Origin of the sequence: Streptomyces sp. SAT1, from assembly GCF_001654495.1 — a bacterium.
GTDB classification, from domain to species: Bacteria; Actinomycetota; Actinomycetes; order Streptomycetales; family Streptomycetaceae; genus Streptomyces; species Streptomyces andamanensis.
Map to the genome: position 1 here is coordinate 3,999,834 of NZ_CP015849.1, position 24,486 is coordinate 4,024,319.

18 protein-coding genes are annotated in these 24,486 nt (G+C 71.0%); 10 read left to right on the forward strand and 8 right to left on the reverse strand.

The genetic code is table 11. The features are described from left to right. Nucleotides 1-49 precede the first annotated feature (49 nt). Together A8713_RS17250 and A8713_RS17255 are read left to right on the forward strand one after the other, a co-directional pair. Nucleotides 50-2,299 carry a sensor histidine kinase gene (locus tag A8713_RS17250; RefSeq protein ID WP_064534385.1) on the forward strand — a complete coding sequence of 750 codons (2,250 nt, stop codon included), beginning with the start codon at nucleotides 50-52 and terminating at the stop codon, nucleotides 2,297-2,299. Continuing rightward, nucleotides 2,296-3,513 (forward strand): response regulator, encoded by a 1,218-nt coding sequence (locus tag A8713_RS17255; RefSeq protein ID WP_064534386.1) that lies wholly within the window; start codon nucleotides 2,296-2,298, stop codon nucleotides 3,511-3,513. The genes A8713_RS17250 and A8713_RS17255 overlap by 4 nt, the downstream gene beginning before the upstream one ends. Before the next feature lie 86 nt (nucleotides 3,514-3,599). Here A8713_RS17255 and A8713_RS17260 read toward each other — a convergent pair whose 3' ends face one another. Then, complete coding sequence (locus tag A8713_RS17260) at nucleotides 3,600-5,645, reverse strand: hypothetical protein (protein ID WP_159393105.1); 2,046 nt, start codon at nucleotides 5,643-5,645, stop codon at nucleotides 3,600-3,602. Between the two features lie 685 nt (nucleotides 5,646-6,330). Between A8713_RS17260 and A8713_RS17265 the strand changes: the two genes are divergently transcribed. Then, nucleotides 6,331-8,790, forward strand: a complete 2,460-nt coding sequence (locus A8713_RS17265) for a tetratricopeptide repeat protein (RefSeq protein WP_237305402.1) — start codon at nucleotides 6,331-6,333, stop codon at nucleotides 8,788-8,790. Nucleotides 8,791-8,803: 13 nt separating this feature from the next. Here the strand turns inward: A8713_RS17265 and A8713_RS33605 are convergent, their stop codons facing one another. Then, nucleotides 8,804-10,258, reverse strand: a complete 1,455-nt coding sequence (locus A8713_RS33605; RefSeq protein ID WP_064534388.1) for a hypothetical protein — start codon at nucleotides 10,256-10,258, stop codon at nucleotides 8,804-8,806. A 622-nt stretch (nucleotides 10,259-10,880) separates the two neighbouring features. Next, a complete protein-coding gene (locus A8713_RS17275) occupies nucleotides 10,881-11,840 on the reverse strand; it encodes a D-2-hydroxyacid dehydrogenase family protein (RefSeq protein ID WP_064534389.1) in 960 nt (319 codons plus the stop codon). 362 nt (nucleotides 11,841-12,202) lie between these two features. Between A8713_RS17275 and A8713_RS17280 the strand changes: the two genes are divergently transcribed. Then, the gene (locus A8713_RS17280) at nucleotides 12,203-13,117 is read left to right on the forward strand and encodes a glycosyltransferase family 2 protein (RefSeq protein ID WP_079159017.1); all 915 of its coding nucleotides are present in this window, start codon (nucleotides 12,203-12,205) and stop codon (nucleotides 13,115-13,117) included. A gap of 20 nt (nucleotides 13,118-13,137) precedes the next feature. Here A8713_RS17280 and A8713_RS17285 read toward each other — a convergent pair whose 3' ends face one another. Together A8713_RS17285 and A8713_RS17290 are read right to left on the reverse strand one after the other, a co-directional pair. After that, nucleotides 13,138-14,841, reverse strand: coding sequence for a bifunctional 3'-5' exonuclease/DNA polymerase (locus A8713_RS17285; protein ID WP_064534390.1), 1,704 nt, complete (start codon nucleotides 14,839-14,841; stop codon nucleotides 13,138-13,140). Between the two features lie 89 nt (nucleotides 14,842-14,930). Next, nucleotides 14,931-15,695, reverse strand: coding sequence for a Clp protease N-terminal domain-containing protein (locus tag A8713_RS17290; protein WP_064534391.1), 765 nt, complete (start codon nucleotides 15,693-15,695; stop codon nucleotides 14,931-14,933). 145 nt (nucleotides 15,696-15,840) lie between these two features. On the opposite strand from A8713_RS17290, the gene A8713_RS17295 reads away from it, so the two are divergent. After that, nucleotides 15,841-17,097, forward strand: a complete 1,257-nt coding sequence (locus A8713_RS17295) for a DUF2786 domain-containing protein (protein WP_064534392.1) — start codon at nucleotides 15,841-15,843, stop codon at nucleotides 17,095-17,097. Nucleotides 17,098-17,245: 148 nt separating this feature from the next. Here the strand turns inward: A8713_RS17295 and A8713_RS17300 are convergent, their stop codons facing one another. Both A8713_RS17300 and A8713_RS17305 read right to left on the reverse strand, forming a co-directional pair. Continuing rightward, nucleotides 17,246-17,815: a DUF4232 domain-containing protein gene (locus tag A8713_RS17300; RefSeq protein ID WP_064534393.1), complete on the reverse strand. Its 570-nt coding sequence runs from the start codon at nucleotides 17,813-17,815 to the stop codon at nucleotides 17,246-17,248. Nucleotides 17,816-17,939: 124 nt separating this feature from the next. Beyond that, nucleotides 17,940-18,518 (reverse strand): hypothetical protein, encoded by a 579-nt coding sequence (locus A8713_RS17305; RefSeq protein ID WP_079159018.1) that lies wholly within the window; start codon nucleotides 18,516-18,518, stop codon nucleotides 17,940-17,942. A gap of 386 nt (nucleotides 18,519-18,904) precedes the next feature. Between A8713_RS17305 and A8713_RS17310 the strand changes: the two genes are divergently transcribed. Next, entirely contained in the window at nucleotides 18,905-19,174 is a 270-nt protein-coding gene (locus A8713_RS17310) for a DUF397 domain-containing protein (RefSeq protein ID WP_064534395.1), read from the forward strand. 132 nt (nucleotides 19,175-19,306) lie between these two features. Here A8713_RS17310 and A8713_RS17315 read toward each other — a convergent pair whose 3' ends face one another. Continuing rightward, the gene (locus tag A8713_RS17315; protein ID WP_173860862.1) at nucleotides 19,307-19,846 is read right to left on the reverse strand and encodes an ATP-binding protein; all 540 of its coding nucleotides are present in this window, start codon (nucleotides 19,844-19,846) and stop codon (nucleotides 19,307-19,309) included. Nucleotides 19,847-20,196: 350 nt separating this feature from the next. Here A8713_RS17315 and A8713_RS17320 point away from each other — a divergent pair, with 350 nt between their 5' ends. The 4 genes from A8713_RS17320 to A8713_RS17335 all read left to right on the forward strand — a co-directional run bounded on the left by A8713_RS17320 (nucleotide 20,197) and on the right by A8713_RS17335 (nucleotide 24,436). Then, complete coding sequence (locus tag A8713_RS17320; protein ID WP_064537559.1) at nucleotides 20,197-21,021, forward strand: helix-turn-helix domain-containing protein; 825 nt, start codon at nucleotides 20,197-20,199, stop codon at nucleotides 21,019-21,021. 87 nt (nucleotides 21,022-21,108) lie between these two features. After that, nucleotides 21,109-22,569 carry an aldehyde dehydrogenase family protein gene (locus tag A8713_RS17325; RefSeq protein WP_064534397.1) on the forward strand — a complete coding sequence of 487 codons (1,461 nt, stop codon included), beginning with the start codon at nucleotides 21,109-21,111 and terminating at the stop codon, nucleotides 22,567-22,569. 154 nt (nucleotides 22,570-22,723) lie between these two features. Continuing rightward, nucleotides 22,724-23,392 carry a PadR family transcriptional regulator gene (locus tag A8713_RS17330; protein WP_064534398.1) on the forward strand — a complete coding sequence of 223 codons (669 nt, stop codon included), beginning with the start codon at nucleotides 22,724-22,726 and terminating at the stop codon, nucleotides 23,390-23,392. An 84-nt stretch (nucleotides 23,393-23,476) separates the two neighbouring features. After that, a complete protein-coding gene (locus A8713_RS17335; RefSeq protein ID WP_064534399.1) occupies nucleotides 23,477-24,436 on the forward strand; it encodes an ATP-binding cassette domain-containing protein in 960 nt (319 codons plus the stop codon). Nucleotides 24,437-24,486: the final 50 nt, after the last annotated feature.

Sequence of the window (24,486 nt, forward strand, 5' to 3'; positions counted from 1 at the left end):
TTGGCACTCCTCGGGCGGGGTGCGGGTGCGAGCGGTCAGAGGGGCGAGCGTGGACTCCGAGAACACACAGACGTTCCTACGTCCCCGTGCGCGCCTGATGAGCACACTCGGTGAGGAACTGATCAGCAACGAGCGGGTGGCACTCACCGAGCTGGTCAAGAACGCCTACGACGCCGATGCGAACCTGGTTGTGATCAGGTTCAACGGGCCGCTGGAGGAGGGCTACGGTTCCATCGAGGTATGGGACGACGGGCACGGTATGTCCCCCGAAACCGTCCGGGACACCTGGATGGAGATTGCCACACCGTTCCGGCACCGTGCCCCACGCAGTGAGGAGTTCGGGCGAAGGGTTCTTGGTGCAAAGGGGATCGGGCGCTTCTCCGCAGCCCGCCTCGGTGCCGTGACCGCGATCAGGAGTCGCAAGGCCGGCGGTCCCGAGGTGAACATCCGGCTCGACTGGAACGACTTCGCCGCCGAGAACGCCTATCTCGACCAGGTGCCGGTCCACTGGAACGTGGGCGCTCCCGAGGTGTTCGCCGACAACGGCCAAGCGCGACGCCTCTTCGACGAGGTGACAAGTGCCTTCCGTGCAAGCGAGAAACGGCCAGCCTGGACGGGCTCTCACGGCACCCTCGTCCGGCTCGAAGGGCTTCGGCAGGACTGGGGGTCCGAGTCGGTGGAGAGCCTGAAGAGGTCCCTTTCCCGACTCCTCCCCCCTCCCCCTCCTGTAGAGCTGGGCGTGCCCGACCAGCCGGAGTTCGCGATCTATCTCTCCCTTCCGGCCGGGCCGTTGGACCACCACACCGGTTTCGTCGCGGCCAGCGAAGCTCTGGCGCATCCGCACTACCGCCTCATAGGGACCATCGACGAAAACGGTCTCGCCGACCTGGCCATGACAAACCTGACGTCCGGGCAGTCGGAGACCGTGAATCAGTACCTGTTCCCGTCGCACGGGAAGGCGCCCAAGTGCGGTCCCCTGAAGCTCGACCTCCGTACCTGGGACCTTGACTCGGCCTCCCTCAAGGAGATGCTCAACATCGACCTCGGGGCCCGCAACATCACCGAGGTCCGTAAGCTAATCAAGGACAACAGCGGTGTCGCCCTCTACCGGGACGGCTTCCGGGTGCAGCCTTTCGGCGAGGTCGACTTCGACTGGCTGCGCTTCGACCTCCGCCGCGTGAACAACCCCACCATGCGGTTCTCCAACAACCAGGTCGCGGGTTTCGTGTACATATCGGCGGACGGTAACCCCGGGCTTCGGGACCGGTCGCACCGGGAAGGACTCATCGACTCTCCCGAGTACGAGGACCTGAAGGGTGTCCTGACCCAGGCTGTGAGCCGACTCGAGACCTGGCGCTACGGGCTGCGTCGTCCGAACGGAGAGGGCCGCGAGTCGGGTCCGGTCACGGTGGACACCCCCTCCGGTGCCGGAAGCGACCGTCACGGCCTGTTCCAGAACTTCACCCTCTCGCCCGTCCGGGACGTTCTCAACGCGAAGTATCCGGACGACACCGAGTTGAGCCGCGCACTGGAGGAGGCTCAGGAAACGATCGACGAGAGCGTCGAGAAGGTCCAAGAAGTCCTCTCGCAGTTCTCCCGCCTTGCGACTCTCGGAGCGCTAGTCGACGTCGTACTGCACGACGGTCGGACGGCACTGACGCGGATCGCCTACGTCCTCCGCCGACTGAACAAGCTGGCAGGCCGTAAGCGCGACGAGGACGAACAACTCGCCTCCGCTCTCACGAAGATGCACGTCGACCTCACGGCGCAAGAACAGGCTCTGGACCGGCTCTTCACCCGCGTCGAGCCGCTCAGCGGCCGGCGGCGAGGCCGCCCCCGCGCCCTGTCCCTCCAAGCCGCGATCGACGAGGCCGTCGCGGTCCACGAAGGCACGCTCAAGAAGCACGGCATCACCGTCACCGTCAGCGGCGAGGACGTGACAGTGACGGCTGACCCCGGCGACATCTCCCAGGTGGTCCACAACCTCGTAGGGAACTCGATCTATTGGCTCTCCACCCTGCCCGAGGGGAAGGAGCGCGCCATCCTCATCGAGACGAGGCGGACGCCCGACGACGAGGTAGACATCGACGTGAGCGACAGCGGCCCGGGAGTACGTGAGGAGATCCGAGAGATGATCTTCGACACGTACTTCAGCGACAAGGAGGACGGCATCGGGCTGGGCCTCAGCATCGCCGGCAGCGTCGTGAAGGACTTCTACGACGGTGATCTGTCCCTGGTGAGGCCAGGGCCCCTCGCCGGAGCCACATTCAGGGCAAGACTGCGAAGGAGAGTTGGGTGACGGACGGGGGCGCGGTGTACCGGATCTTGATCGTCGAAGACGAGGTTGACATCGCGGAGGAACTGTCCGAGATGCTCGCGGAGGAGCTCTCGGACCTCGGAACGCTCGACATCCACGTCGAGAACGATTTCGACGAAGCCGAACGCCTGCTGGAGACCCAGGCGATCGACCTGGTTGTTCTGGATGTCAGGGACGCGACACGGCGCGGCTCCGCCGCGCACCCCAACCTGCAGGGCCGTGAACTGCACGACCGGATAGCCAAGACCCGCTGGGTGCCGGTCGTCTTCTGCACCGGCCTCGCGGAGCAGGTAAGCGACTTGGCGCAGCCACCGCTCATCCAAGTGGTCCCGAAGAACCGACTGGACGACGCTGTCACCGCGATTCGGGAGGGCCTCGAGTCCGGTGTCCCGGTCCTCACCCGGCACATTACCGCCCTCGTGGACGAGCACGTGCGCGGATTCCTGCGGGACGAGATCGCCCCGAACTGGGACCGGCTCGGCGCTGTTGACCGTAGCCAGATCGCCCCCGTCCTCGTGCACCGCTTGGCGGCCTGGCTGAAGGAGAACGCGGTCGAGGCCCTCGGAGCCGTGCTCGGTTCCTCCGAGGACCGTGTGATGGGACACGCGTCGACCGCCCGGATGTACCTGATGCCGCCGGTCACGAAGCACGTGACCGCGGCAGACCTTCTGCGGGACCCCCAGGACGGCTGGTGGGTCGTCCTCACTCCTGCGTGCGACCTCTACGAGGACCTGCCCAGCGGCGGCAACCGCGCGGCCAAGGCCGAGTACGTACGTCTCGCCAAGGCGGTTCCGTTGAGCGAAGCACCCTTGATCGCACGTTGGATCGAGGCCGGATCCCCCGTCAAAGGGAGCCGGGAGCGGAACGCGGCTCTGGAGATGTTCCGCGACAACAACGCCCGTTACCGGATTCTGCCCAAGTATCTCGACATCCCGGACCTCTTGGTCGACTTCGAGATCGTGCAGTCTGTTCCCTTGGCAGAGGTCCGTATGTGGACCCGCGTCGCCACGCTGGACAGCCCGTTCGCCGAGGCCATGCTGACCTCGCACGGGCACACGGTGGCCAGGATCGGCACCCCCGTCGTCGACTACGAGAACATCAAGCAGTCCCTGGGGCTGGACGGAAAGGGGAAGGCCGCGGACCAGAACTCGGTTCCGAACCCTCGTACCACGACGAAGGACGGCAAGCAGTCCTGATTCTCGGCCAGGATGATCAGCCTGTCGGCCTCTCGCCCGCGCGCTGAATTCTGAAGCGTGATCTGAGTCCGACCGTGTCGGGGATCTCAGACGGCAGCGTCGTTGAGTCCTGTGATCCATGGGAGGTGAGCTGGCCCGTGCCTCCGCAGGGCCCGACACGCCGGCGCGAACTCGCGCACAAGTGCGAAGGGGGGAGCGCCCTTCAACCGGTGGCACTCTCCGGCAAGAACTTCAGCGAAGGCCAGCAACCTGCGGTGGGTTGCTCCCTCCATCAGGTGCGCTGCCGCCTTGGCGCCGGCGCTGATCAGCTTCGTGGTGCTGATCAACTCGTCCTTGGCGGCTGAATCCCCGTGTGCAAGGGCAGGCGACAAGCGGTCTCGTTCACCGAGGACGTGGGCAGCTGCCAGGCAGAGAACCGTTGACGCTGTTGTCTCGGCGGGTTCTCCCGCGTTGGTCATGGCATTTGCCAGCAGGGGGAGAGCGGCGAAAGGCAGGGGGTCGGCAGTGTCCCATAGGGGCTCCGCGATCTGGAGCCCGGCACGTGTTCCCGCACGGTCCACGTGCAGCAGAGGTCGGTCAGGAGAGGCCTGACGTAGTTCCCAGCACTCGACGCTGGGGTCCGCGATGGCGGCTCTGAGGATCGCACGAAACGCCTCTCTCAGGCTCTCAACGGAGACGTCGGGCACGTCCAGCCGCACGAGACTGCCATGGCGCCGGATGTCCAGCACCGGGAATCTGGCTTCTCCAGCTGCCTGGAGTATGGAGAGGTCCTGCCCGACGTAGTTCGAGTCCTCCGCGCCCCGGATGACCAGCGATGCGTTCTGTGCGTAGGCCACTGCGACCCCGTGCTCGAACCCGCGGCAAATGGCGCGAGCGCGGAGCGCTGCGTCCAGTACCTCGTCGAGATCGGCTGGCCGTCCGCCCAAGAGGAGTGTGCCGTTGACAGGGTCCCAGCGGAAGTCCTCGTGGGCGTTCGCGTTGCGCCACTCAGAGCGGATCGTCGAGGCAAGCAACTTGCACAGCGGCTGCCCGTCTTGAGCGGCCAGCAGATCCCGGACGGTGGCGAGCGGGGCCCCCTGCGGAACTGTCCTTCCCAGCAGTTCCAGTACCACAACAGCCGTGCGCCTGACGTCTGCTTCCAGCACGGCCCGGTGCAGGTCCATGACCGCCCGCGCCTTTTCTTCCTGGTATTCCTCCTCGTAGTAAGCGTCGAGGTAGGCGATCTGTCCTCGATGGGCGGACACCATCTCCGGTTCTCGCGCGACGTGCCGTGCCATCACTGAACATGCCAGTTCCGGATCGGACGTCAGATGGGACGTCACCAGGTCACGTCCCAGGAGGGCAGCACGGTGCGTTACCAAGGGGCGATCGGAGATCGCTAGGACGGCAAGGTGATGGAGAAGTATCACCGTTAGGGGCAGCGAGTCTTCGATCAGATGTCTCATGCTCCGGCGCAGCCGATGATCGAGCATCTGCGGGGCTTTCGACCAAGCGGCCAAGAGGCGGGCCCGCGACGCCACACCCGACCCGGGACCCACTTGCTCGGCCGACACCCCGAGCGTTCGCTGGTAGACGTCCTCGTAAGGAAGGCCGACGTGATCAGTCCTGGCGGCAGCTTCCAGAGTTCGCCCGGCCGCCTGGGCCGCGAGAGCATACCTCCGTACTGCAGACCAAGCGGACTCCGACCATCCCTGTTCCAGGCAGGTGAACAGCGCTTGAGCCTCGCTCCGATTCGCTCGCGCCAGGTCAGTCGCCAACCGTCGCTCTGCCGCGCTCGTACGGGACGGACTGAACCGGGACACCTCTTCTGCGACAGCACCCAAGGCAACAACCGACGCGTGGAGACTCCGCAACAACTCCGGAAGCTGCTTCCCGACGCTTCGGCCAGAAGCGGTCCGCAGGCGCAGGATCTCCGTAACCTTATCGTCGGTCTCCCGCTGAAGCCCGGACAGGTCGGCTTCCCTCAGCACTGTTTTCCATTGCGCGCGGGTCACCGGGACAAAGGCGACTTCCTGCTGTCCCATGATCTGCTCAGGAGGCGCGGAGAGATTCAGCTTTCGGATCACTGCTCGCGCAGCCGCGCAGGACTCTCGTTCAGCTGTGCCCAGTTGGTCGGGAAGAGATACGTCCACCAGCACAGGATGACACCGGCAACCCGCTTGAAGCGTGATGTTTTCCTCGTGACTGTCGGTGCCCTCGCACGGCGACGATGCTGGTGTGGGGCCCGCTGTCTGTGCTGGAAGGTCTTCGTGAGCGATGCGCGATCCGATGGTGAGGCAATGCCGCCTTTAGAATGGATCGACCGCCAAGTCGTGCATGGCTGACCGGGGGGACGGTGCCGGAACCTCAGCGAAGGGGTGCTTGTGGAGCTTCTACAGTGGCTCCCCTTCGACTCTCCGATCGGTCGAACGCGTCGTTGGGAGCCCAGCTCCGGTCTCACTGCCGGGTCGGTGACAACTCCGTCGGTGGACAGCCGGTGGACAGACACCGTTGGACAGTGCATCACGGGGTGGCACGGGTCAACCTGTCACGCCTGCTCTGATCAGGCAAACGTCACCGAACAGCATGACGAGGCACGGCGCAACACGATCGCTCATGGTCTCGTAATGCGTAGGTCTCGGGTTCGAATCCCGAAAGCGGCTCCACTGGGAAGAAGCCAGGTCACCTCATGTGTGGCCTGGCTTCTTTGTTGTTTCGGGGGGGGGCGTCGGGCGGGGTGCGGTCGACGGTGGGGGCCGGGGCGGGGTGCTGTGGGCTTCTGGTGTGCCGGGGGCGGTCGATACGATCTGGCTCACCGGCGAGTTGGGGGAGTCTTGCGTGGAACCCTTCATGGGAGTGGTGCTGTCGGCCGTCGGGACGGTCGCGTCCGGTGCGTTGTCCGGTGCGGGCGGGGAGATGGGCAGACGCACCTCGGAGACGCTCTTCGGGCTGCTGAGCCGGGCGCGTGACGAGCAGGGGACTGTGGCTGCCGCTCCGGGACGGGCCGCGGGGGTCCGGGCCGACGGAGCTCCGGGCGGCGGGCGGGCGCCGACGCTGCCGGTGACCGAGTCCGAGCAGCGTGCGGCGGCGTTATGGCTGACGGAGGTCGCCCGCCGGTCGCCCGACTTCGCCGGTGAGGTGGCCCGGTGGCTCGACGAGGCGGCCTCGCTGGCGCCGGGAGCCGGCAGCGGCGGGGCTCACGGGGCCGTCCGCCCGCGGATGCTGCCACCGGCGACCGGAGTGTTCACGGACCGCGAGGACCTGACGGCGGCGGTGACCGCGCTGCTGGAGGAGACCGGCCGCACACGGGGTGCCCCGGCGGTCGCCGTGCTCAGCGGTCCTGGCGGCATCGGCAAGACCGCGGCCGCGGTCAACTGCGCCTATGTCCTGGCAGACCGCTTCCCGGACGGTGCGCTGTACGTGGACCTGGCCGGTGCCTCCGCCGAGACGGCGCTGGCGCCGTCCGACGTGCTGGTCCGCTTCCTCGAACGGCTCGGGACGCCGTCCGCCGCGGTGCCCGGAGACGAGGCACGCCAGCGTGACCTCTACCGCGACCGCACGGCCGGCCGTCGTCTGGTGATCGTGCTGGACAACGCCCACTCCGACGCCCAGGTCCTGCCGCTGCTCCCGGCCTCGCCCGACTGCCTGGTCCTGGTGACGAGCCGGCGCCGGCTGGACCGGCTGGTGGCCGGAACCGGGGCGCGGCACCTCACCGTCCCACCGCTCACCCCGGAGGATTCGGTGCGCCTGCTGACCCGGATCGTCGGGGACGAGCGGGCGGCGGGCGCGGAGGCGGGCGTGCGGGCCGTCGCCGAAGGGACCGGCGGGATCCCGCTGGCCCTGTGCACCACCGGCGCGCGCCTGGCCGTACGGGAGCACCTGGCGTGGGAGCGGGTGGCCCGGCAACTGTCCGAGCGGCGTACGGGATCCGGCGGCGGGGACGGCCAGGAGGAGGGCGCGGCGATGCCGGAGGGGACACCGGGGGACCCGGTACGGCTCGCGCACGACGGCGCGTACCGCGAACTGGCACCGGAGTGCGCCGCCCTCTACCGGGCGGTGGCGGTGTGGCCGTGGCCGACGGTCACGGTGCGCTGCGCGGCACTCGCGGCCGGTGTCGAGGAGGGCGAGGCACGCCTGCTGCTCGAACAACTGGCAGATGTGCACCTGCTGGAGGAGGTGGCGCCGGAGCGCTATCGGTTCCACGACGTGGCGCGTGCGTTCGCGCACGACCTGGCGGTCGCCGAGGACGGGCACGGGCGGATGGCCGCGGCCGTGCGCCGGGTCGCGGTCGGGCAGCTACGGTTCGCGGCAGGTGCCGATTTCCGGGTCATTCCGTCCCGGTGGCGGCTCGGTCCCGCCTACAGGGCGCTCGTCCGGCAGGAGAACCGCGACCCGGAGGACGGCAAGCGCGCGCTGCAAGAACTGCGCGAGGAGCGCGAGAACCTCGCGGCGGTCGTCCGGGCCGCCGCGCACCACGGGTTCGACGATCTCGTCTGGCAGCTGTGCGAGGCGATGTGGGGGCTGCATCTGCGGCTCGGCTTCCACGAGCAGTGGGTCGACACCCATCTGCTGGGCGTGGCGGCGGCCCGGCGCAGCGCGGCCGAGTTCGGCGACCGGCGGGCCGTGAGCCGGGTGCTGGTCCAGCTCGCCTTCGCCTACATGGGCCTCGGCCGCGCCGCCGACGCGGAGCGGGCCCTGACGCAGGCGGTGGCGGCGGACGCGGACTGCGGTCACCACCGCGGGCAGGCGAGCGCCGTCGAGGCACTGGGGCTGCTCCACCTGAAGCAGTGGCGGTGGGCGGAGGCCGAGGAGAGCTTCATCGAGGCCGGCCGGGTCCTGAGCAGGATCGGACAGGCCGACGAGGGCCGGGAGGACCTCCCGCGGGCCCGCGCCCTGCTGGAGCACCACACCGGGCGGGCACAGGCCAAGCAGGGCCGGTTCGATGAGGCGGTCGACAGGTTCAACACCGCGCTCGTGCAGTTCCGCGATCTGCCCGGGGGCGCCGACCGGTACAACGAGGGCCGGGTGTACATGAGCCTGGGCGAGACGCATCTCGCCGCGGGGGCCGTCGAACACGCCCTGGTGTGCCTGGACAAGGCGGTCGACATCATGAGCGCGGAGGGCGCCGAGCCGCAGCTCGCCTACGCCCTGGAGCTGCGGGCCGACTGCCACCGCCGTTCCGGCCGGGCGGAGGGCGAGCGTGCGGACCTGCGGGCCACCGTGCCGCTCCACGAGCGCGGCGGTGATCAGCCCGCCCTGGCCCGCGTGCGCGCCCGGCTGGCCGAGCTGGAGGAATGACAGTGCCCCGCTCTCACCACTGCGGGTGCGGTGGTTCCAGGGGGTCGATCCGTACGCGGTGGGTCGTCCGGCCGGTCCGTACGACGATCTCGGCGACGGCCTCGTGCGCGGGCCTGCCGGCGGCGGCCTCGCCGGTGGTCCACGCGTACAGTGCGGACGCGTAGGCCGCCGGATCGCACAGGTCGGCCCTGCCGTCCGGAGCCGCGTCCGCCGTCAGCCGCAGCAGCGCGCCCTCCCGGGTGCCGACGACACAGCGGTCGACACCGTCGACGTAGGCGGCCAGACCGCAGTACGGGTACCGGGCGAGTGCCTCCGCCACCCAGGCGCCCGGCGGTCCGACCCTCGGGTCGTCCGCGCTCCCACGGCGCACGACGATGTCGGCGATCCGCAGCCGCCCCGCGTGCTTCGTGTCCTCGTCGACCACGGTGTGGGCGGCGGTGTCGTGTTCGGTCCCGGACGCGGTTTCGGTCCCGGACACGGTCTCGGTCTCGGTCTCGGTCTCGGTCTCGGGATTCTCCTCTGTGGTGGCGCGGCGGACCACCGCGACCTCTGGTGGACCGGCGCCGAGCAGCCGGGTCAGGACCCGGACCGGCGCGGTGCGCCGGTCCGGTGTGTACGGCGGCAGCGGCAGCGGGTCGAGCAGGGCGGGCCGTCCGCTGGGCTCGGGCAGGTCCATGAGGCCGTAGAACAGACGGCGCAGCAGTGGGCCCGACTCGCCTGGTGACGAGGTCGTCTGCGCGGCCAGCCGCCGGTACCGGCCCGGCTCGTGCGAGGCGATCACCTGGTCGATCTGCGCCCGCAGGGCCCCCTGACCGGTGCCGTGCCGGACGATCCGGGGAGCGGTGCGCACCAGGGCGGCGACGGGGGAGTGCGGGTCGAGGGCCTCCTCGGGGAAGGCGCCCAGGAGGACGGGAACGCCGATGGACGCCGCGTAGTACGTCACGCTGCCGTGGTCCCCGAGGACGCAGTCGGCCGCGATCAGCGCCTGGCGCCAGCCGTCGAGCGGCGGGATCGTATCCAGTCCGGCCTGCCGCGCGTGGTCCAGCCAGGCCCGGACCTGCCCGGGGCCGTGGCCGTACCAGACGTTGGGGTGCAGCACGGCCGTCACGCGGTACTCGTCGGCGGGCAGTTCGGCGGCCAGCCGGGAGAGCAGCCAGGGCAACAGGTCGTCGGCGTCGGCCGGTTCGCCGCCCTGCCCGGTGGTGTCACCGAAGAGCGAGCGCGCCGACCAGGTCGAGTTGAGCACGATCAGCCGGCGGCCGGGACCGACGCCCAGCGCACGGCGGAAACGGTCGCGGCGCGGGAGGGCGGCGAGGATGCGGTCGTAGCAGGGATCACCGGCGAGGACGGCCGTGGGCGCGGCCTCCGGGCAGTACGCGCTCAGCCGCTCCAACTGCTCCGGATGGGAGAGCACCGTCGCGGTCGCCAGCGGGCGCCGCCCGTCATCGAGCAGCCACTCCGGCGACATACCGAAGACCGGTGCTCGGTGCTCGGTGCTCGGTGCTCGGTGCTCGGTGCTCGGTGCTCGGTGCTCGGTGCTCGGTGCTCGGTGCTCGGTGCTCGGTGCTCGGTGCTCGGTGCTCGGTGCTCGGTGCTCGGTGCTGCCAGCTTCTTATTGTATCCGACCCCATGCGACAGAACCACCAATTTGCTCCGGAAAGCCTCCAGTTCGCCCCCATAGCTCGCCGTGATCGCCAGGTCGAAGTCGGTGTCCTTCGCCTGTGACCAGGGGAGGACGGGCAGGCCGGATCGGGAGAGGAGTTCGGGTACTCCGGCGAGGAAGGGGGAGGAGCCCGTGCAGGTGGCGAAGAGCTGGACGCGCAGGTCGCCGTCGAAGAGCGGGAGTGTGTCCAGCAGGCGGGTCGCCGAGGTCACGTTGTGGACGATGAACAGGACGCGGCGGCAGCCGGTGCGGGTGATCCACCGCTCGGCGTCCTCGCCCACCGGTACGCGCAGCCGTGCCACCCCGCCCATGTCCGCGCCGGCCCCTTCCCCCGCCTGTCGGTCCGTTCGGCGTTCCGCCGGGCCGTCAGCCCGGTTGTGTGTCTGTCGGTCGATGTTATCGAGCGGGCGGGCGGTGCCGGGGGCGGTCAGCCGAGGAGGCGGATCGGGGTCCCCGCCAGGTACGCCTCGATGTCCTCGACCGCCTGGCCGTAGTAGCGGGCGTAGTTCGCCCGGGAGACGTAGCCGAGGTGCGGGGTGGCCAGCAGGCGCGGGGCGGTGCGCATCGGGTGGGCGGCGGGGAGGGGTTCGGTGTCGAAGACGTCGACGCCCGCTCCGGCGAACCGGCCCTCGTGCAGCGCCGTGAGCAGGGCGTCCTGGTCGACGATGGCGGCGCGGGAGGTGTTGACGAGGTAGGCGGTCGGCTTCAGGAGGGACAGTTCGCGGGCGCCGAGGAGGCCGCGGGTGCGGTCGCCCAGGGCCAGGTGGACCGAGACGAAGTCGGCGGTGGAGAGCAGCTCCTCCTTGCTCGGGGCCAAGGCCACGCCCGCTTCGTCCGCCCGTTCCTTCGTGAGGTTCTGGCTCCACGCCGTGACCTCCATGCCGAAGGCCAGCCCCACCTGCGCCACCCGGCTGCCGATCTTGCCGAGTCCCAGCAGGCCGAGGCGGCGGCCGTGCAGGTCGGCGCCCACAGTGGACTGCCAGGGGCCGCCCGACCGCAGGGAGTTGTTCTCCTGGACGATCCCGCGGGCCAGGCCGAGCAGCAGGGCCCAGGTCAGTTCCACCGGCGGTGTCGGCGAGCTCTCGGTCCCGCACACGGTCACGCCGTTCGCCCGCGCCGCCGCGCGGTCGATCACCGAGTTGCGCATGCCGGAGGCGATCAGCAGCTTCAGGCGGGGCAGCCGGTCGAGGAGGGAGGCCGGGAACGCGACCCGTTCGCGCAGGGTCACCACGATGTCGGCGTCGGCGAGCGCCCCGGCCAGGGCGTCCTCCGTGGCGAAGTGCTCGCAGTGGGAGACGACTTCCACCCGGTCGTGCAGCGGTGACCAGTCGGCTGCGGTGGTCGCGGCGTTCTGGAAGTCGTCGAGTACGGCGCAGCGCAGGCGCATGGGTGCTCTTTCCCTCGATTCGGTGGCTGGGTCCGTGTGCGGGTGTCGGGTGTCGGGTGCTCGATCGCCGTGGATCTTCAGGAGTACCGCAGGAACCGGTGCGGGGTACACCGCGGGCAGCGGCGGGACGCACCGCGGTGGGGCGGGAAACCGGGCACGAGGCCACGCCGTGTCAGGACTACGGGCGGAACTGAGGCAACATCTTCGTGAACGAGGAGCGGAACGAGCGGAATCAGCGGAACGCCGTGAGACAGGGGCTCGGGCGCCGCCGGTGCGGATGGGGTGAGCGGAACGTGACGGCAGGGGCGGCCAGGGCGGAAGAGGCGGCAGAAGCCGAAGAGGCGGCAGAAGCGGAAGAGGCGGTGGGGGTGGGGGCGAGGCGAGCGCGCGGGCCGCGGATCGCCGTCGCCGTGGTGACCATGGGGAACCGGCCCGACGAGGTCGACGCCCTGCTGAGGTCCGTCGCCGCACAGGATCTCGCGCCCGCGCGCATCGTGATCGTCGGCAACGGCTGCCGGCTGCCCGAGTTCGCCCACCGGCTCTCCCTGCCCGGCGAGGTCACCACCGTCGAGCTGGACGAGAACCTCGGCTGTCCGGGCGGGCGCAACGCGGCCCTCGCCCGGCTGCGTGAGTTCGGCGACGTCGATGTGGTCGTCGACCTCGACGACGACGGGCTCCTCGTCGACGCGGACGTGCTGCGCCGCGTACGGGACCTGTACGCCGCCGATCCCCGCCTCGGCATCGTCGGATTCCGCATCGCCGACGAGAACGGGGAGACCCAGCAGCGGCACGTGCCCCGTGTGGGCTCCGCCGACCCGATGCGCGGCGGGTACGTCACCGGCTTCCTCGGCGGCGGGCACGCCCTCGGCATGCGGATGCTCGGACAGACCGGCGACTGGCCCGCGGAGTTCTTCTTCGCGCACGAGGAGACCGACCTGGCCTGGCGGGCCGCCGACGCCGGCTGGAAGATCCTCTACGCCCCCGAACTGCTCCTGCGGCACCCGAAGACCTCGCCCGCCCGGCACGCCATCTACTACCGCGTCACCGCCCGCAACCGGGTCTGGCTGGCCCGCCGACGGCTGCCCCTCGCGCTCATCCCGGTCCACCTGGGCGTATGGGCGCTGCTCACCCTCGTGCGCACGCGGTCGGCCGCCGGGCTGCGGGCGTGGCTCGGCGGGTTCGCGGAGGGGCTGCGCCGGCCGGCGGGGGAGCGGCGGCCCATGCGCTGGCGGACCGTGTGGCGGCTCACCCGGCTGGGCCGGCCTCCGATCATCTGATCAAGGCCGTCCCCGCGGCGTCACTTGGCGTCGGCATAGCACTCCACCACCGACATCGTGAACGGGAACCGCACCGGCGTCGGGCCGAACGTGAGCCGTCCGGCCAGCTCCGCCGCCTCCCGTATCGCCGCCGCGACGGTGTCGGCCTCGTGCGCCGGGCAGTGCACGATCACCTCGTCGTGCTGGAAGAAGACCAGCTCGGCCGCCATGTCCCGGCAGGCGCGGCGCAGTGCGGCGAGCAGCAGCAGCGCCCAGTCCGCCGCGCTGCCCTGGACGACGAAGTTGCGGGTGAAGCGGCCCCGGGCGCGGGCGTCACCGGATGCGTACCCCGGGGTCCAGCCCTGGTCGGGGCTCCGGCCGGTGTCCTGGTCGTCCGGATCGTCCTGGGGGAGGCCGGCCTCCTGGGTGGCCTCGTCCGTCGCCCCGGCCGCGGGCGGGCAGGTGCGGCCCAGCCAGGTCCGTACGAGCCGTCCCTCCTCACCGGCGCGCGCGGCCTCGTCGACATAGGCCACCGCGCGGGGGAAGCGGCGGCGCAGCGCGGCGAGGTTCTTCAGGCCGTCCCCGGAGGTCTGGCCGTAGACGGCGCCGAGCACGGCCAGCTTGGCCTGGGCGCGGTCGCCGGAGAAGGCCCGGTCGGACACCGACTGGTAGAGGTCGCCGTCCCGGCCCGCCACCTCCATCAGGCCCGGGTCGCGGGAGATCGCCGCCAGCACGCGCGGCTCCATCTGCGCCGCGTCCGCCACCACCAGCCGCCACCCCGGGTCGGCGACCACGGCACGCCGGATCACCTTCGGGATCTGGAGCGCGCCCCCGCCGTGGGTCACCCAGCGCCCGGTGACCGTGCCGCCCGCCAGGAACTCCGGGCGGAACCGCCCTTCCCGCACCCAGTCCTGCAACCAGGTCCAGCCGTGGGCGACCCAGATCCGGTACAGCTTCTTGTACTCCAGCAGGGGTGCCACGGCCGGGTGGTCCACCGAGTGCAGCTCGCGGCGGCGCGTCGATCTGATCCTGACCCCGGCCCGCGCGAAGGCCCTGACGACCTCGGCGGGCAGGTCGGGCCGCACCCGGTGGCCGAAGGCGGCGGACACCTCCTCCGCCAGCTCGGCCAGCCGCCGGGGCTCGCCGCCGCCCGCGTACCGCTCGCCGAGCAGCTCGCGCAGGACGCCGCGGTGCACGTCCGCGTCCCATGGCAGGCCCGCGCGGTTCATCTCGGCGGCCACCAGCATCCCGGCCGACTCGGCGGTGGTCAGCAGGTGCATGCGGTCGGGATGGGCGGTCCTGTCGTGCCGCCGCTGCTGCTCGGCGTAGACGGCGAGGAGGTCGGAGAGGGGCAGGTGGGTGCCCCGCGGTTCGAAGAGGGGGGACTGCGAGCCCGGCTCGGCGGCCCGCTGCGGCGGATCGCGCGGTACGGGGCCGCCGCGCAGCCGGGCCAGGGCCGCCGCGGCCGAACGGGGCTCGCCGTGCCGTCCCTCGTGGCCGAGCAGCAGCGTCTCGGCGTCCTCGATGTCGTAGCACCGCTCGACGCGCACACCCGCGTCGAGCAGGCGCGGATAGACCTCGGCGGTGGAGCGCCACACCCAACGGGTGACGTCCGGTCTGCTCCGTACGGACTCGGCGAGGTCCGGCTCGCGGCGCACCGGGCCCGAGGGCAGCCCGTCCGGACCGAGGGGGGCGACGTCGGCGCCACCGTCCTCGGCCGGAGCGAGAGCCCAGCGGTCGGTCATGCCGAGAGTCTCGCAGGCACCTGTGACAATCGGCCGGACCTGTGGACGGACGGAACTCAGGAGAGCCGGAGGGCCCGCTGACCCTCCGATCAGGCCGGCCCGTCCGGTGCCTCACCGGACGGGGCCGCCGGTGCCTCGCCGTCCGTCAGGAACTCCGCCAGGAGGCGGGTGACGAACTGCTCGGCGCGTGCCTTGTCGAGACCGAGGCCGCTCAGCGGGCCGTCGCCGTTCTCCTGCTCCAGGAGGGCGAGAAGGATGTGCTCGGTGCCGATGTAGTTGTGGCCGAGGCGCAGGGCCTCGCGGAAGGTGAGTTCCAGGGCCTTCTTGGCGGCGGGGCCGTAGGGGACGAGGTCGGGTGCGTCGGCGGATGCCGGCGGCAGCGCGGCGGACGCGGCCCGCCGGACCGCCTCCAGGGTCACGCCCTGCTCCTGGATCACCTTGGAGGCGAGCGCCTCCGGCTCGCTGAGCAGGCCCAGGACGAGGTGGGCGGGCAGTCCCTCGGTGTTCCCCGCGGACTTGGCCGCCTCGTGCGCGGCCATGACGACCTTCCGCGCGCGGGCCGTGTAGCGGCTGAAGCCCTGGCTGGGGTCGAGATCGGCGGACTCCTTGGGCACGAACCGCTTCTGCGCGGCCTGCCGGGTGACGCCCATGCTCGCGCCGATGTCGGTCCAGGAGGCGCCGGAGCGGCGGGCCTGGTCGACGAAGTGCCCGATGAGGTGGTCGGCCACCTCGCCCAGGTGCTCGCCTGCGATGACGGCGTCCTGGAGCTGTTCGAGGGGTTCCTGGTGAGCGTTCTTGATGGCCGAGATGAGGTCGTCGAGACGGACCGTCGACCGGATGCTGGGGTTCGTCATATGTCAACCGTAGGTTGACAGTGGTGGGGTGTCAACCTCGGGTTGACATGAAGGCCGTGGTGCCTCACCGCTCGCGAGTCGCAGAGTTGTCCACAGGCTGTGGACGGTCAGTCGGTCCGTCGGCCCGGCGTGGCACGATCGGTCCGTGACCCGTACGACCAGCTCCGCCGATCCTTCCGACCACTCCGGTCCCTCCAGTTCCTCCGGCTCCTCCACTTCCTCTGGTTCCTCTGGTTCCTCTGGTTCCTCTGGTTCCTCTGGCTCCTCTGGCTCCTCTGGTTCCTCCGGCGAACCCGGGACCGTCGTCGACCGCGCTCTCCGGGCCGCCCTCTACGCCGCCTCCGACGACGCCCTCGACACGGGCGCCTCCCTGCTCGCCGCCGCCCCCGCCGCGGACGCCGAACTCGGGCGGCGCGGCGAGGAGTTCGTGGCGGTCGCCTGGCAGCGCGGCTGGCAGCCCGCCGACGTGGTGCGGATCGTGGGGCGTGAGCTGGGTGAGGAGCACGTACGCCTCGCCGCCTCGCTGATCCGGGCCCAGGCCCGGCACGACGGGCCGCGCGGGCGGCGCTGGACCGCCCAGCTCGACGAGCTGACCCACGCGGAGCCGGGCCGGACCGACCGCTTCTCGTACGCCACCGCCGTGCTGGAGCTGTACCGCCTGCTGCTGCGGCTGCCCGCGCTGGAGCACCTGGACGAGGCGGCCGGCCCCGCCCCGGCGGGGGCGCCGGGGGCCGAGTCCCGGATGCTCGGCCGGATCCGCGCGCTGCTGGCCAAGGCCGAGGCGACCGGGTTCCCGGAGGAGGCGGAGGCGCTGAGCGCCAAGGCGCAGGAGCTGATGGCCCGGCACAGCGTCGACGAGGCGCTGCTCGCCGCCCGTGCTCCCGCGCCCGACGCGCCCGGCGCCTGCCGGATCGGTGTCGAGCCGCCGTACGAGCAGGCCAAGGCCGTACTGCTGGACGCCGTCGCCACCGCGAACCGCTGTCGCGCGGTGTGGAACGAGCCCCTGGGCTTCTCGACCGTCGTCGGCTTCGAGGCCGAACTGGAGGTGGTGGAGCTGCTGTACACCTCACTCCTCGTGCAGGCCACGACCGCCATGGCGAGGGCCGAGGCGGCGCAGCGGGCCGGCGGACGCAAACGGACCAAGACCTTCCGGCAGTCCTTCCTGGCCGCCTACGCCCATCGCATCGGCACCCGCCTCGCCGCTGCCGCCGAGACCCAGATCACCGAGGACCTGCTGCCGGTCCTGGCGAGCCGGGACGTCGCGGTGGGCGACCGGCTGGACCGGTTGTTCCCGGAGACGACCACCACCCGGCTGCGGGGGGTGAGCGACGAGGCGGGCTGGACGGAGGGCGCGCAGGCGGCCGACCGGGCGCAGATGAGATCCCGCCGCCGGTTGGACTGAACCCGACTGCCCGACTGCCCGACTGCCCGACTGCCCGACTGCCCGACTGCCCGACCGCCCGACCAGACCCGGACGGCCGGCTTCGGTCGTCGCCGGTCGCCCTCCGCGCGGTCCTCCGCGCAGCCCTCCGCCCGTCGGCCCCGGCTCGTCAGTCCCCCGCCTGCTGGAAGGCCGTCACCGACGCGTCCGGCTCGCTCGCGTCCTTCTTGCCCTGCACCGGGCCGTAGGACCACTTGGAGTCGAGGGCGTCGGCCGCACCGGGCAGGGCGATCTTCAGCGAGGTCGCCGCGAGGCTCTTCCCGTCGCCCTCCTTGCCCCGCACATAGGTCAGGGTGAAGGACGCGGTGCCGCCCTTGGCGAGGGTGAGCTTCTGCGGCTGGCCCGCCTCGTCCGGTTTCACGGTCGCCGAGGTGCTTCCGGCGGCCAGGGTGACGGTGGGGAAGCCGTCCAGGGTGCACTGGGCACCCCGGTTGGTGAGGGTGACCGGGACGTCGCCCGTGTCACCGGCGGCGGGCGCGGCGTTGGCGGGGCCGACCTGGAGTCCGACCTCGCCGATACGGCAGGCGGAACCGGCGGGACCGGCCGAACCGGCGGAGCCGGCGGAACTGTCGGTGTTCTTGCTGCCCGTGTCGCTGTCGGATCCGCTGCCGCCGCTGTCGCAGGCGGCGAGGAGAAGGGCCGCGGCTACGGCGGTGACGGTGAGGGGAATGGCGCGCATGTGCTGCTTCCTCGGGTCGTGACGATGCTCGACGATCATCACGTACGAGCGGGCCGCGCGGTTGCCCGCCCCACCCGCCTCGGACGTCGCGGACCTTGCGGGACCCCGTGGGTCTCGCGGACGCTCAGGAACCGCTGCTCGCCGTGGGCAGCCCCGACGGTAGCGCCCCGCCCTCGGCCCGGGTGTAGGTCTCCTTGCCGAGTCCACCCTCCCAGGTCACCTGGAGCGTGGTCCTGTTGACGGTCTCGACCGTGCCCGCCGACCGCGCCTTGCACGCGTCCAGGCGGATCACGTCCTTGCCCGCCTGCCCGGTCGCGGTCCCGGTGCACGTGGTCCGGTCGGTGGAGAACAGGGCCGCCTGACGGCCGGTGATGATGAGCACCACGGCCTTGCCGCCGCTGGTGGTGAGCCAACTGCCGTTCAGCGCACCGTCCGTGGCACCCGCGCCCCCACCGCCCGTACCTCCGCCATCCGTACTCCCGCCGCCCGTGGCCGACGGCGTGGCGCCACCGGAGACATCCCCCTCGGCACCCCCGGCACCCGAGTCTCCGCCCTGGTCCCCGCCCCCGCTGCTGCAAGCTCCCAGCACGAACGCGCCCAACAGCGCGACGGCACCGACCCGCACCGCCACGGCCGTCCTGCTCGCCGACGCGGCTGTCCTGGCTGTCTTGGCCGTCCTGGCTGTCTTGACCGTCCTGTTCACCGAGCTCCCCCAACCTGGCGGCGGTGTTCCGACCGGCGGCCGGTGCACCACCGGCAGGCTATCGGGTCACGTTCACGCAACCCCCGCGCGGAGACGGAACACCGCGGGCCTCCCGTGCGTCTTTCCTGGAGTGCACGTGTCAGTACGGGCGCGGAGTACGGGCGCGCCCGGCGGACGGACAGGGCACGGGACGCGCATGCCCGGTCCTTTCGGGGGCAAACGCTGCATCAGCTTCGGTAAAGCGCTCGTCAAAGCTGTAACGGCCGCACCACTCCGCGTGCACGTGCATCTGCTCATGCACCTGCACATGAACAAGGTTATGATCCGGATCAGTTGACCGATGCATCAATGGCCATACCAGCCAGTGCACCACCGGGGAGCGACCTGTGAACCACGACGTCGAGGGCGTGTACGGGGAGTGCGACGTGTACAACGGCATGGCGGCCGAACGGCTGCGAGGGGTGGCCTGGCAGAAGAGCCGGCACAGCAACTCACAGGGCTCGTGCGTGGAGTTCGCGCGCCTGCCGGGCGGGGACGTGGCGGTGCGGAACTCCCGCTTCCCCGACGGTCCCGCGCTCGTCTACACGCGCGCGGAGATAGAGGCCATGCTGCTGGGCATCAAGGACGGCGAGTTCGACCATCTGATCGCCGGCTGACGAAACGAATCGCCACACCACGGGGGCAGACACCCGGCAGGCCGGACCGGCCGCCACGGACCTCGTGACGCGCGTAGAACCGCGGCATCGCACAACGCCGCGGTTCCTCGGACCGGGCCGCGGATCCGCAGCTCAGAGGGCCGACGGTACGGCGGGCGCGACCGGCGCGACCGGTACGGCGGGCCCCAGCCGGAACAGCGCCCAGACGACCTTGCCGCCCAGCGTGCCGGCCAGCGGGTGCCAGCCCCAGCCGTCGCTGAAGGAGTCGACGAGGAACAGCCCTCGGCCCGACTCGGCGGAGAAGTCGTCGCTCTCGCGGGCCACCGGACTCTCCCGGCTCGGGTCGCGCACGGCGCACACCAGCCGTTCGGTCCAGTGCATCAGGTGCAGCCGCACCGACGGGCCGTGGTCGCACGCGCGCGGTCCCGGCGCGTCCGGCAGCGCGTGCCGGAGGGCGTTGGTGACCAGTTCGGAGACGACCAGGCAGACGTCGTCGAAACGCTCGCCCAGGTCCCACTGGTCGAGCGTGGCGCGGGTGAACTGCCGTGCCTCGCGCACGGCTTCGAAGCGGGCGGGCAGCGCGCAGGAGGCGGCATCGCACACGGCGGAGGGGTCCAGTGGCGGAAGGCCCTGCCGTAACGGCTGGAGCATGGTCGATCCATTCGTCCCCATGCGAGGCACTCCCGGGAAATCGCGATCGTTGCGATGCATTGGTCATTGCGATGCAGCGGTGGCGCGAGACCATGGTTTCGGATGCGTACAGCAGATGCAAGGGCAGATGCACGTGCACGTGACCGAATTGGGCCCTCCCGTACCGCTTACTGGCCATTTTTTCCGCCATCTTCTCGACCGCCGATTGCCTTCTTCTCGCCTCTCGCTGTGCGCTTTCTGCGATCTCTTTCCGTTTCCGTAATCATGCGAGTACTGCTCGAAGTGTTTTAGTGGCAGACTGCGGCTCTTGAAGACGGTTGGGGAGGCTGGCGAACGTGAGCGCGGGAGAGCCCGGATCGGTGGTGCGGCGCATGCTGCTCGGCTCGCAACTCAGGCGGCTGCGGGAGGCACGGGGGATCACGCGGGAGGCGGCGGGCTACTCGATCCGCGCCTCGGAGTCGAAGATCAGCCGGATGGAGCTGGGCCGGGTGAGCTTCAAGACCCGTGACGTGGAAGACCTGCTGACGCTCTACGGCATCACGGACGGCGCCGAGCGCACCTCGCTCCTCTCGCTCGCCAAAGAGGCCAACGTCGCGGGCTGGTGGCACAGTTACTCCGACGTCCTGCCCAGCTGGTTCCCCACCTATGTGGGCCTGGAGGGCGCGGCGTCGCTGATCCGCGTCTACGAGGTGCAGTTCGTGCACGGCCTGCTCCAGACCGAGGCGTACGCCCGCGCGGTGGTGAGGCGCGGCATGCAGGGCGCGAGCGAGGCGGACGTGGAGCGCCGGGTCGCGCTGCGCCTGGAGCGGCAGAAGTACCTCGTCTCCGAGAACGCGCCGGAGCTGCACATCGTCCTGGACGAGGCCGCCCTGCGCCGCCCCTACGGCGACCGCGCGGTCATGCGCGGCCAGTTGCAGCACCTGATCGAGTTCTCCGAGCGGCCCAACGTACGGCTCCAGGTCATGCCGTTCAGCTTCGGTGGGCACGCCGGTGAGTCCGGTGCCTTCACCATCCTCAGCTTCCCCGAGTCCGATCTGTCGGACGTCGTCTATCTGGAGCAGCTCACCAGCGCCCTCTACCTGGACAAGCGCGAGGACGTCGCCCAGTACGAGCGGGCGCTCAAGGAGCTCCAGCACGACAGCCCCGGCCCGGACGAGAGCCGCGATGTGCTGCGGGGCCTGCTCCAGCTCTCCTGAGCCGTCCCGGTTCGTCCCCAACTCGCCCCGCCCGCGCGTACGATGACGTTCGATCAGACAGCGAGAGCCTGGGATTCGAGGGGTCACATGTCGTCCTACTTCACCGACCTGGCACGGCAGTACATCGACGGCGAGTGGCGCCAGGGCAGTGGCTCCTGGGACATCATCGACTTCAATCCGTACGACGACGAGAAGCTGGCCTCGATCACGATAGCCACCGTCGACGAGGTCGACGCGGCCTACCGCGCGGCGGCCCGTGCCCAGAAGCAGTGGGCCGCGACCAACCCCTACGCGCGCCGGCTGGTCTTCGAGAAGGCGCTGCGCCTGGTCGAGGAGCGCGAGCGGGAGATCACCGAGGTGATCATCGCCGAGCTGGGCGGTACGCACCTCAAGGCCGCCTTCGAGCTGCACCTCGTCAAGGAGTTCCTCCGCGAGTCGGTCCATCTGGCGCTGGCCCCCGAGGGCAGGATCCTGCCGTCGCCGTCCGACGGCAAGGAGAACCGCGTCTACCGCGTCCCGGTCGGCGTCGTCGGCGTCATCAGCCCCTTCAACTTCCCGTTCCTGCTGTCGGTCAAGTCGGTCGCCCCGGCGCTCGCGCTCGGCAACGCCGTGGTGCTCAAGCCGCACCAGAACACGCCCATCGCCGGCGGCACCCTGGTCGCGAAGATCTTCGAGGACGCGGGTCTGCCCGGCGGTCTGCTCAACGTCGTCGTCACGGACATCGCCGAGATCGGTGACGCGTTCATCGAGCACCCGGTCCCGAAGGTGATCTCCTTCACCGGCTCCGACAAGGTCGGCCGGCACGTGGCCACCGTGTGCGCCGCGAACTTCAAGCGCTCCGTGCTCGAACTGGGCGGCAACAGCGCGATCGTGGTCCTGGACGACGCCGACCTCGACTACGCGGTCGACGCGGCCGTCTTCAGCCGCTACGTCCACCAGGGCCAGGTCTGCATGGCGGCGAACCGGGTCCTCGTGGACCGTTCGGTCGCCGAGGAGTTCACCGGGAAGTTCGTCGCCAAGGTGAAGTCGCTGAAGGTCGGCGACCCGCGCGACCCGGGAACGGTCATCGGCCCGGTGATCAACTCGGCGCAGGCGAACGCGGTGTCCGGCACCGTGGAGCAGGCCATCGCCGAGGGCGCGACGGCGCTGGTCCACGGCACCACCCGGGACAACCTGGTCGCCCCCTCCGTCCTGACCGGGGTGCCCGCCGACTCCGCGCTGCTCCAGCAGGAGGTCTTCGGGCCGGTCGCCTTCCTCATCCCCTTCGACGGCGAGGAGGAGGCGGTCCGGATCGTCAACGACACCCCGTACGGCCTCAGCGGCGCCGTGCACACGGCGGACATCGAGCGCGGTGTGGCCTTCGCCAAGCGGATCGACACCGGCATGTTCCATGTGAACGACGGCACCGTCCACGACGAGCCGCTGGTCCCCTTCGGCGGCGAGAAGCACTCCGGCATCGGCCGGCTCAACGGCGAGACGACCGTGGACGCCTTCACCACGGTGAAGTGGATCTCGGTCCAGCACGGCCGCAGCGGCTTCCCGTTCTGACGGGCGACCGGCTGACCGGCTGACGCCTGACGGGACCGGCCCGCTCCGCCCGCCGTCCTCCTCGCCCGCCGTCCTCCCCGCTCTTCGTCCGTCCCGCCGCCGTCCGCCCGGCCCTCGCGCGGCCGGGCGGGGCGGCGGCCATAACCTGGACCGCATGTCAGCGATCCGTCTCCTGGTGCTGGGCGCCGTCCGCCAGCACGGGCGGGCCCACGGCTACCAGGTGCGCAACGACCTGGAGTACTGGGGCGCCCATGAGTGGTCCAACGCCAAGCCGGGCTCGATCTACCACGCCCTGAAGCAGATGGCGAAGCAGGGACTGCTGCTCGCGCACGAGATCGCGCCGTCCACGGCGGGCGGCCCGCCGCGCGTCGAGTACGAGATCACGGAGCTGGGCACCGAGGAGTACCTCACGCTGCTGCGCGAGTACCTCACCGCCTACGACCAGCGCCCCGACATGCTCACCGCCGCGCTCGGCTTCATGGTCGACCTGGAGCGCGCGGAGGTCCTCGGCCTGCTGGAGAAGCGGGTGCGCAGCATCGAGGAGTGGCGCAGGTCGGTCACCGAGTACTACACCCCCGAGGAAGGCCCAGGCCAGCTCGGGCACATCGGCGAGATCATGAACTTCTGGGTGCACTCCGCCGACTCGGGCGCCGAGTGGACGCGCGGCCTCATCGAGCGCGTGCGCGGCGGGGCGTACACCTTCGCGGGGGAGGGCGAGCCGTTCCGCGGCGTCCTGGCGGACGGCCAGGAGAACCCCTTCGGGACCGGACGGCCGGGACGGCCGGGTGAAGCCGTCGGCGGGCCGGACGGGGAGTTCGACTAATCAAGTTTGACCAACCGCCTCGGCGGCGCTACCTTCCTCAGGCAGGGGTCAGTAGTCAAATTTGGCTAGTGAGGGGAGCGGCCGATGGCCGAGGCGGCGATCACCGTCGAAGGGGTACGCAAGAAGTACGGCGGCAGAGGAGGGGCGTACGCGCTGGACGGGCTCCGTCTGAGGGTGGACCGGGGCACCGTCCACGCGGTGCTCGGGCCGAACGGCGCGGGCAAGACCACCCTGGTCCGGATCCTGGCCACGCTGCTGCGGCCTGACGCGGGCCGGATCACGGTGGCCGGGTACGACGTGGTGACCGACGCCTACGCCGTACGCCTGCGCATCGGGCTGCTCGGCCAGCACGCGGCGCTCGACGAGGAACTGGGCGGCCGGGAGAACCTGGAGCTGTTCGGGCGCCTGCACCACCTGGGCGCCCGCGGGGCACGCGCGCGTGCCGGTGAACTCCTGGAGCGCTTCGGCCTGACCGGCACCGGACGCAGGCCGGTGAGCGCCTACAGCGGCGGCATGCGGCGCCGCCTCGACCTGGCGGCCTCCCTGATCACCGAGCCGGAGGTGCTCTTCCTGGACGAGCCGACCACCGGCCTGGACCCGCGGGGCCGCGCCGAGGTGTGGTCGGCGGTCCGCTCCCTGGTCGGCGGCGGTACGACCGTCCTGCTGACCACCCAGTACCTGGAGGAGGCCGATCAGCTCGCCGACCGCATCTCGGTCGTCGACGCGGGCCGGGTGATCGCCGACGGCACCGCAGGCGAGCTGAAGGCGCTCGCGGGCGGCGACCGCGTGGACGTGGTGCTGCGCGACGCGCGCCGGCTGGCGGCCGTCGCCGCCCTGCTGCCGCTGACGGGCGTGTCCGCCGACCCCGACCGGCGGCTGCTCAGCGCCCCGGTCACCGACCGCATGGCCGCGCTGTCCGCCGTCGTACGGGCTCTTGAGGAGGCCGGTGCGGAGGCGGAGGACGTGGCTCTGCGCCGCCCGACGCTGGACGAGGTGTTCCTGCGCCTCACCGGAGGGGACCATCGAGTGGAGGAGCCCGCGTGAGCACGGTCCCGAGCCCTAGCACGAGCCCGAGCACGGGCCTGAGTGCGAAC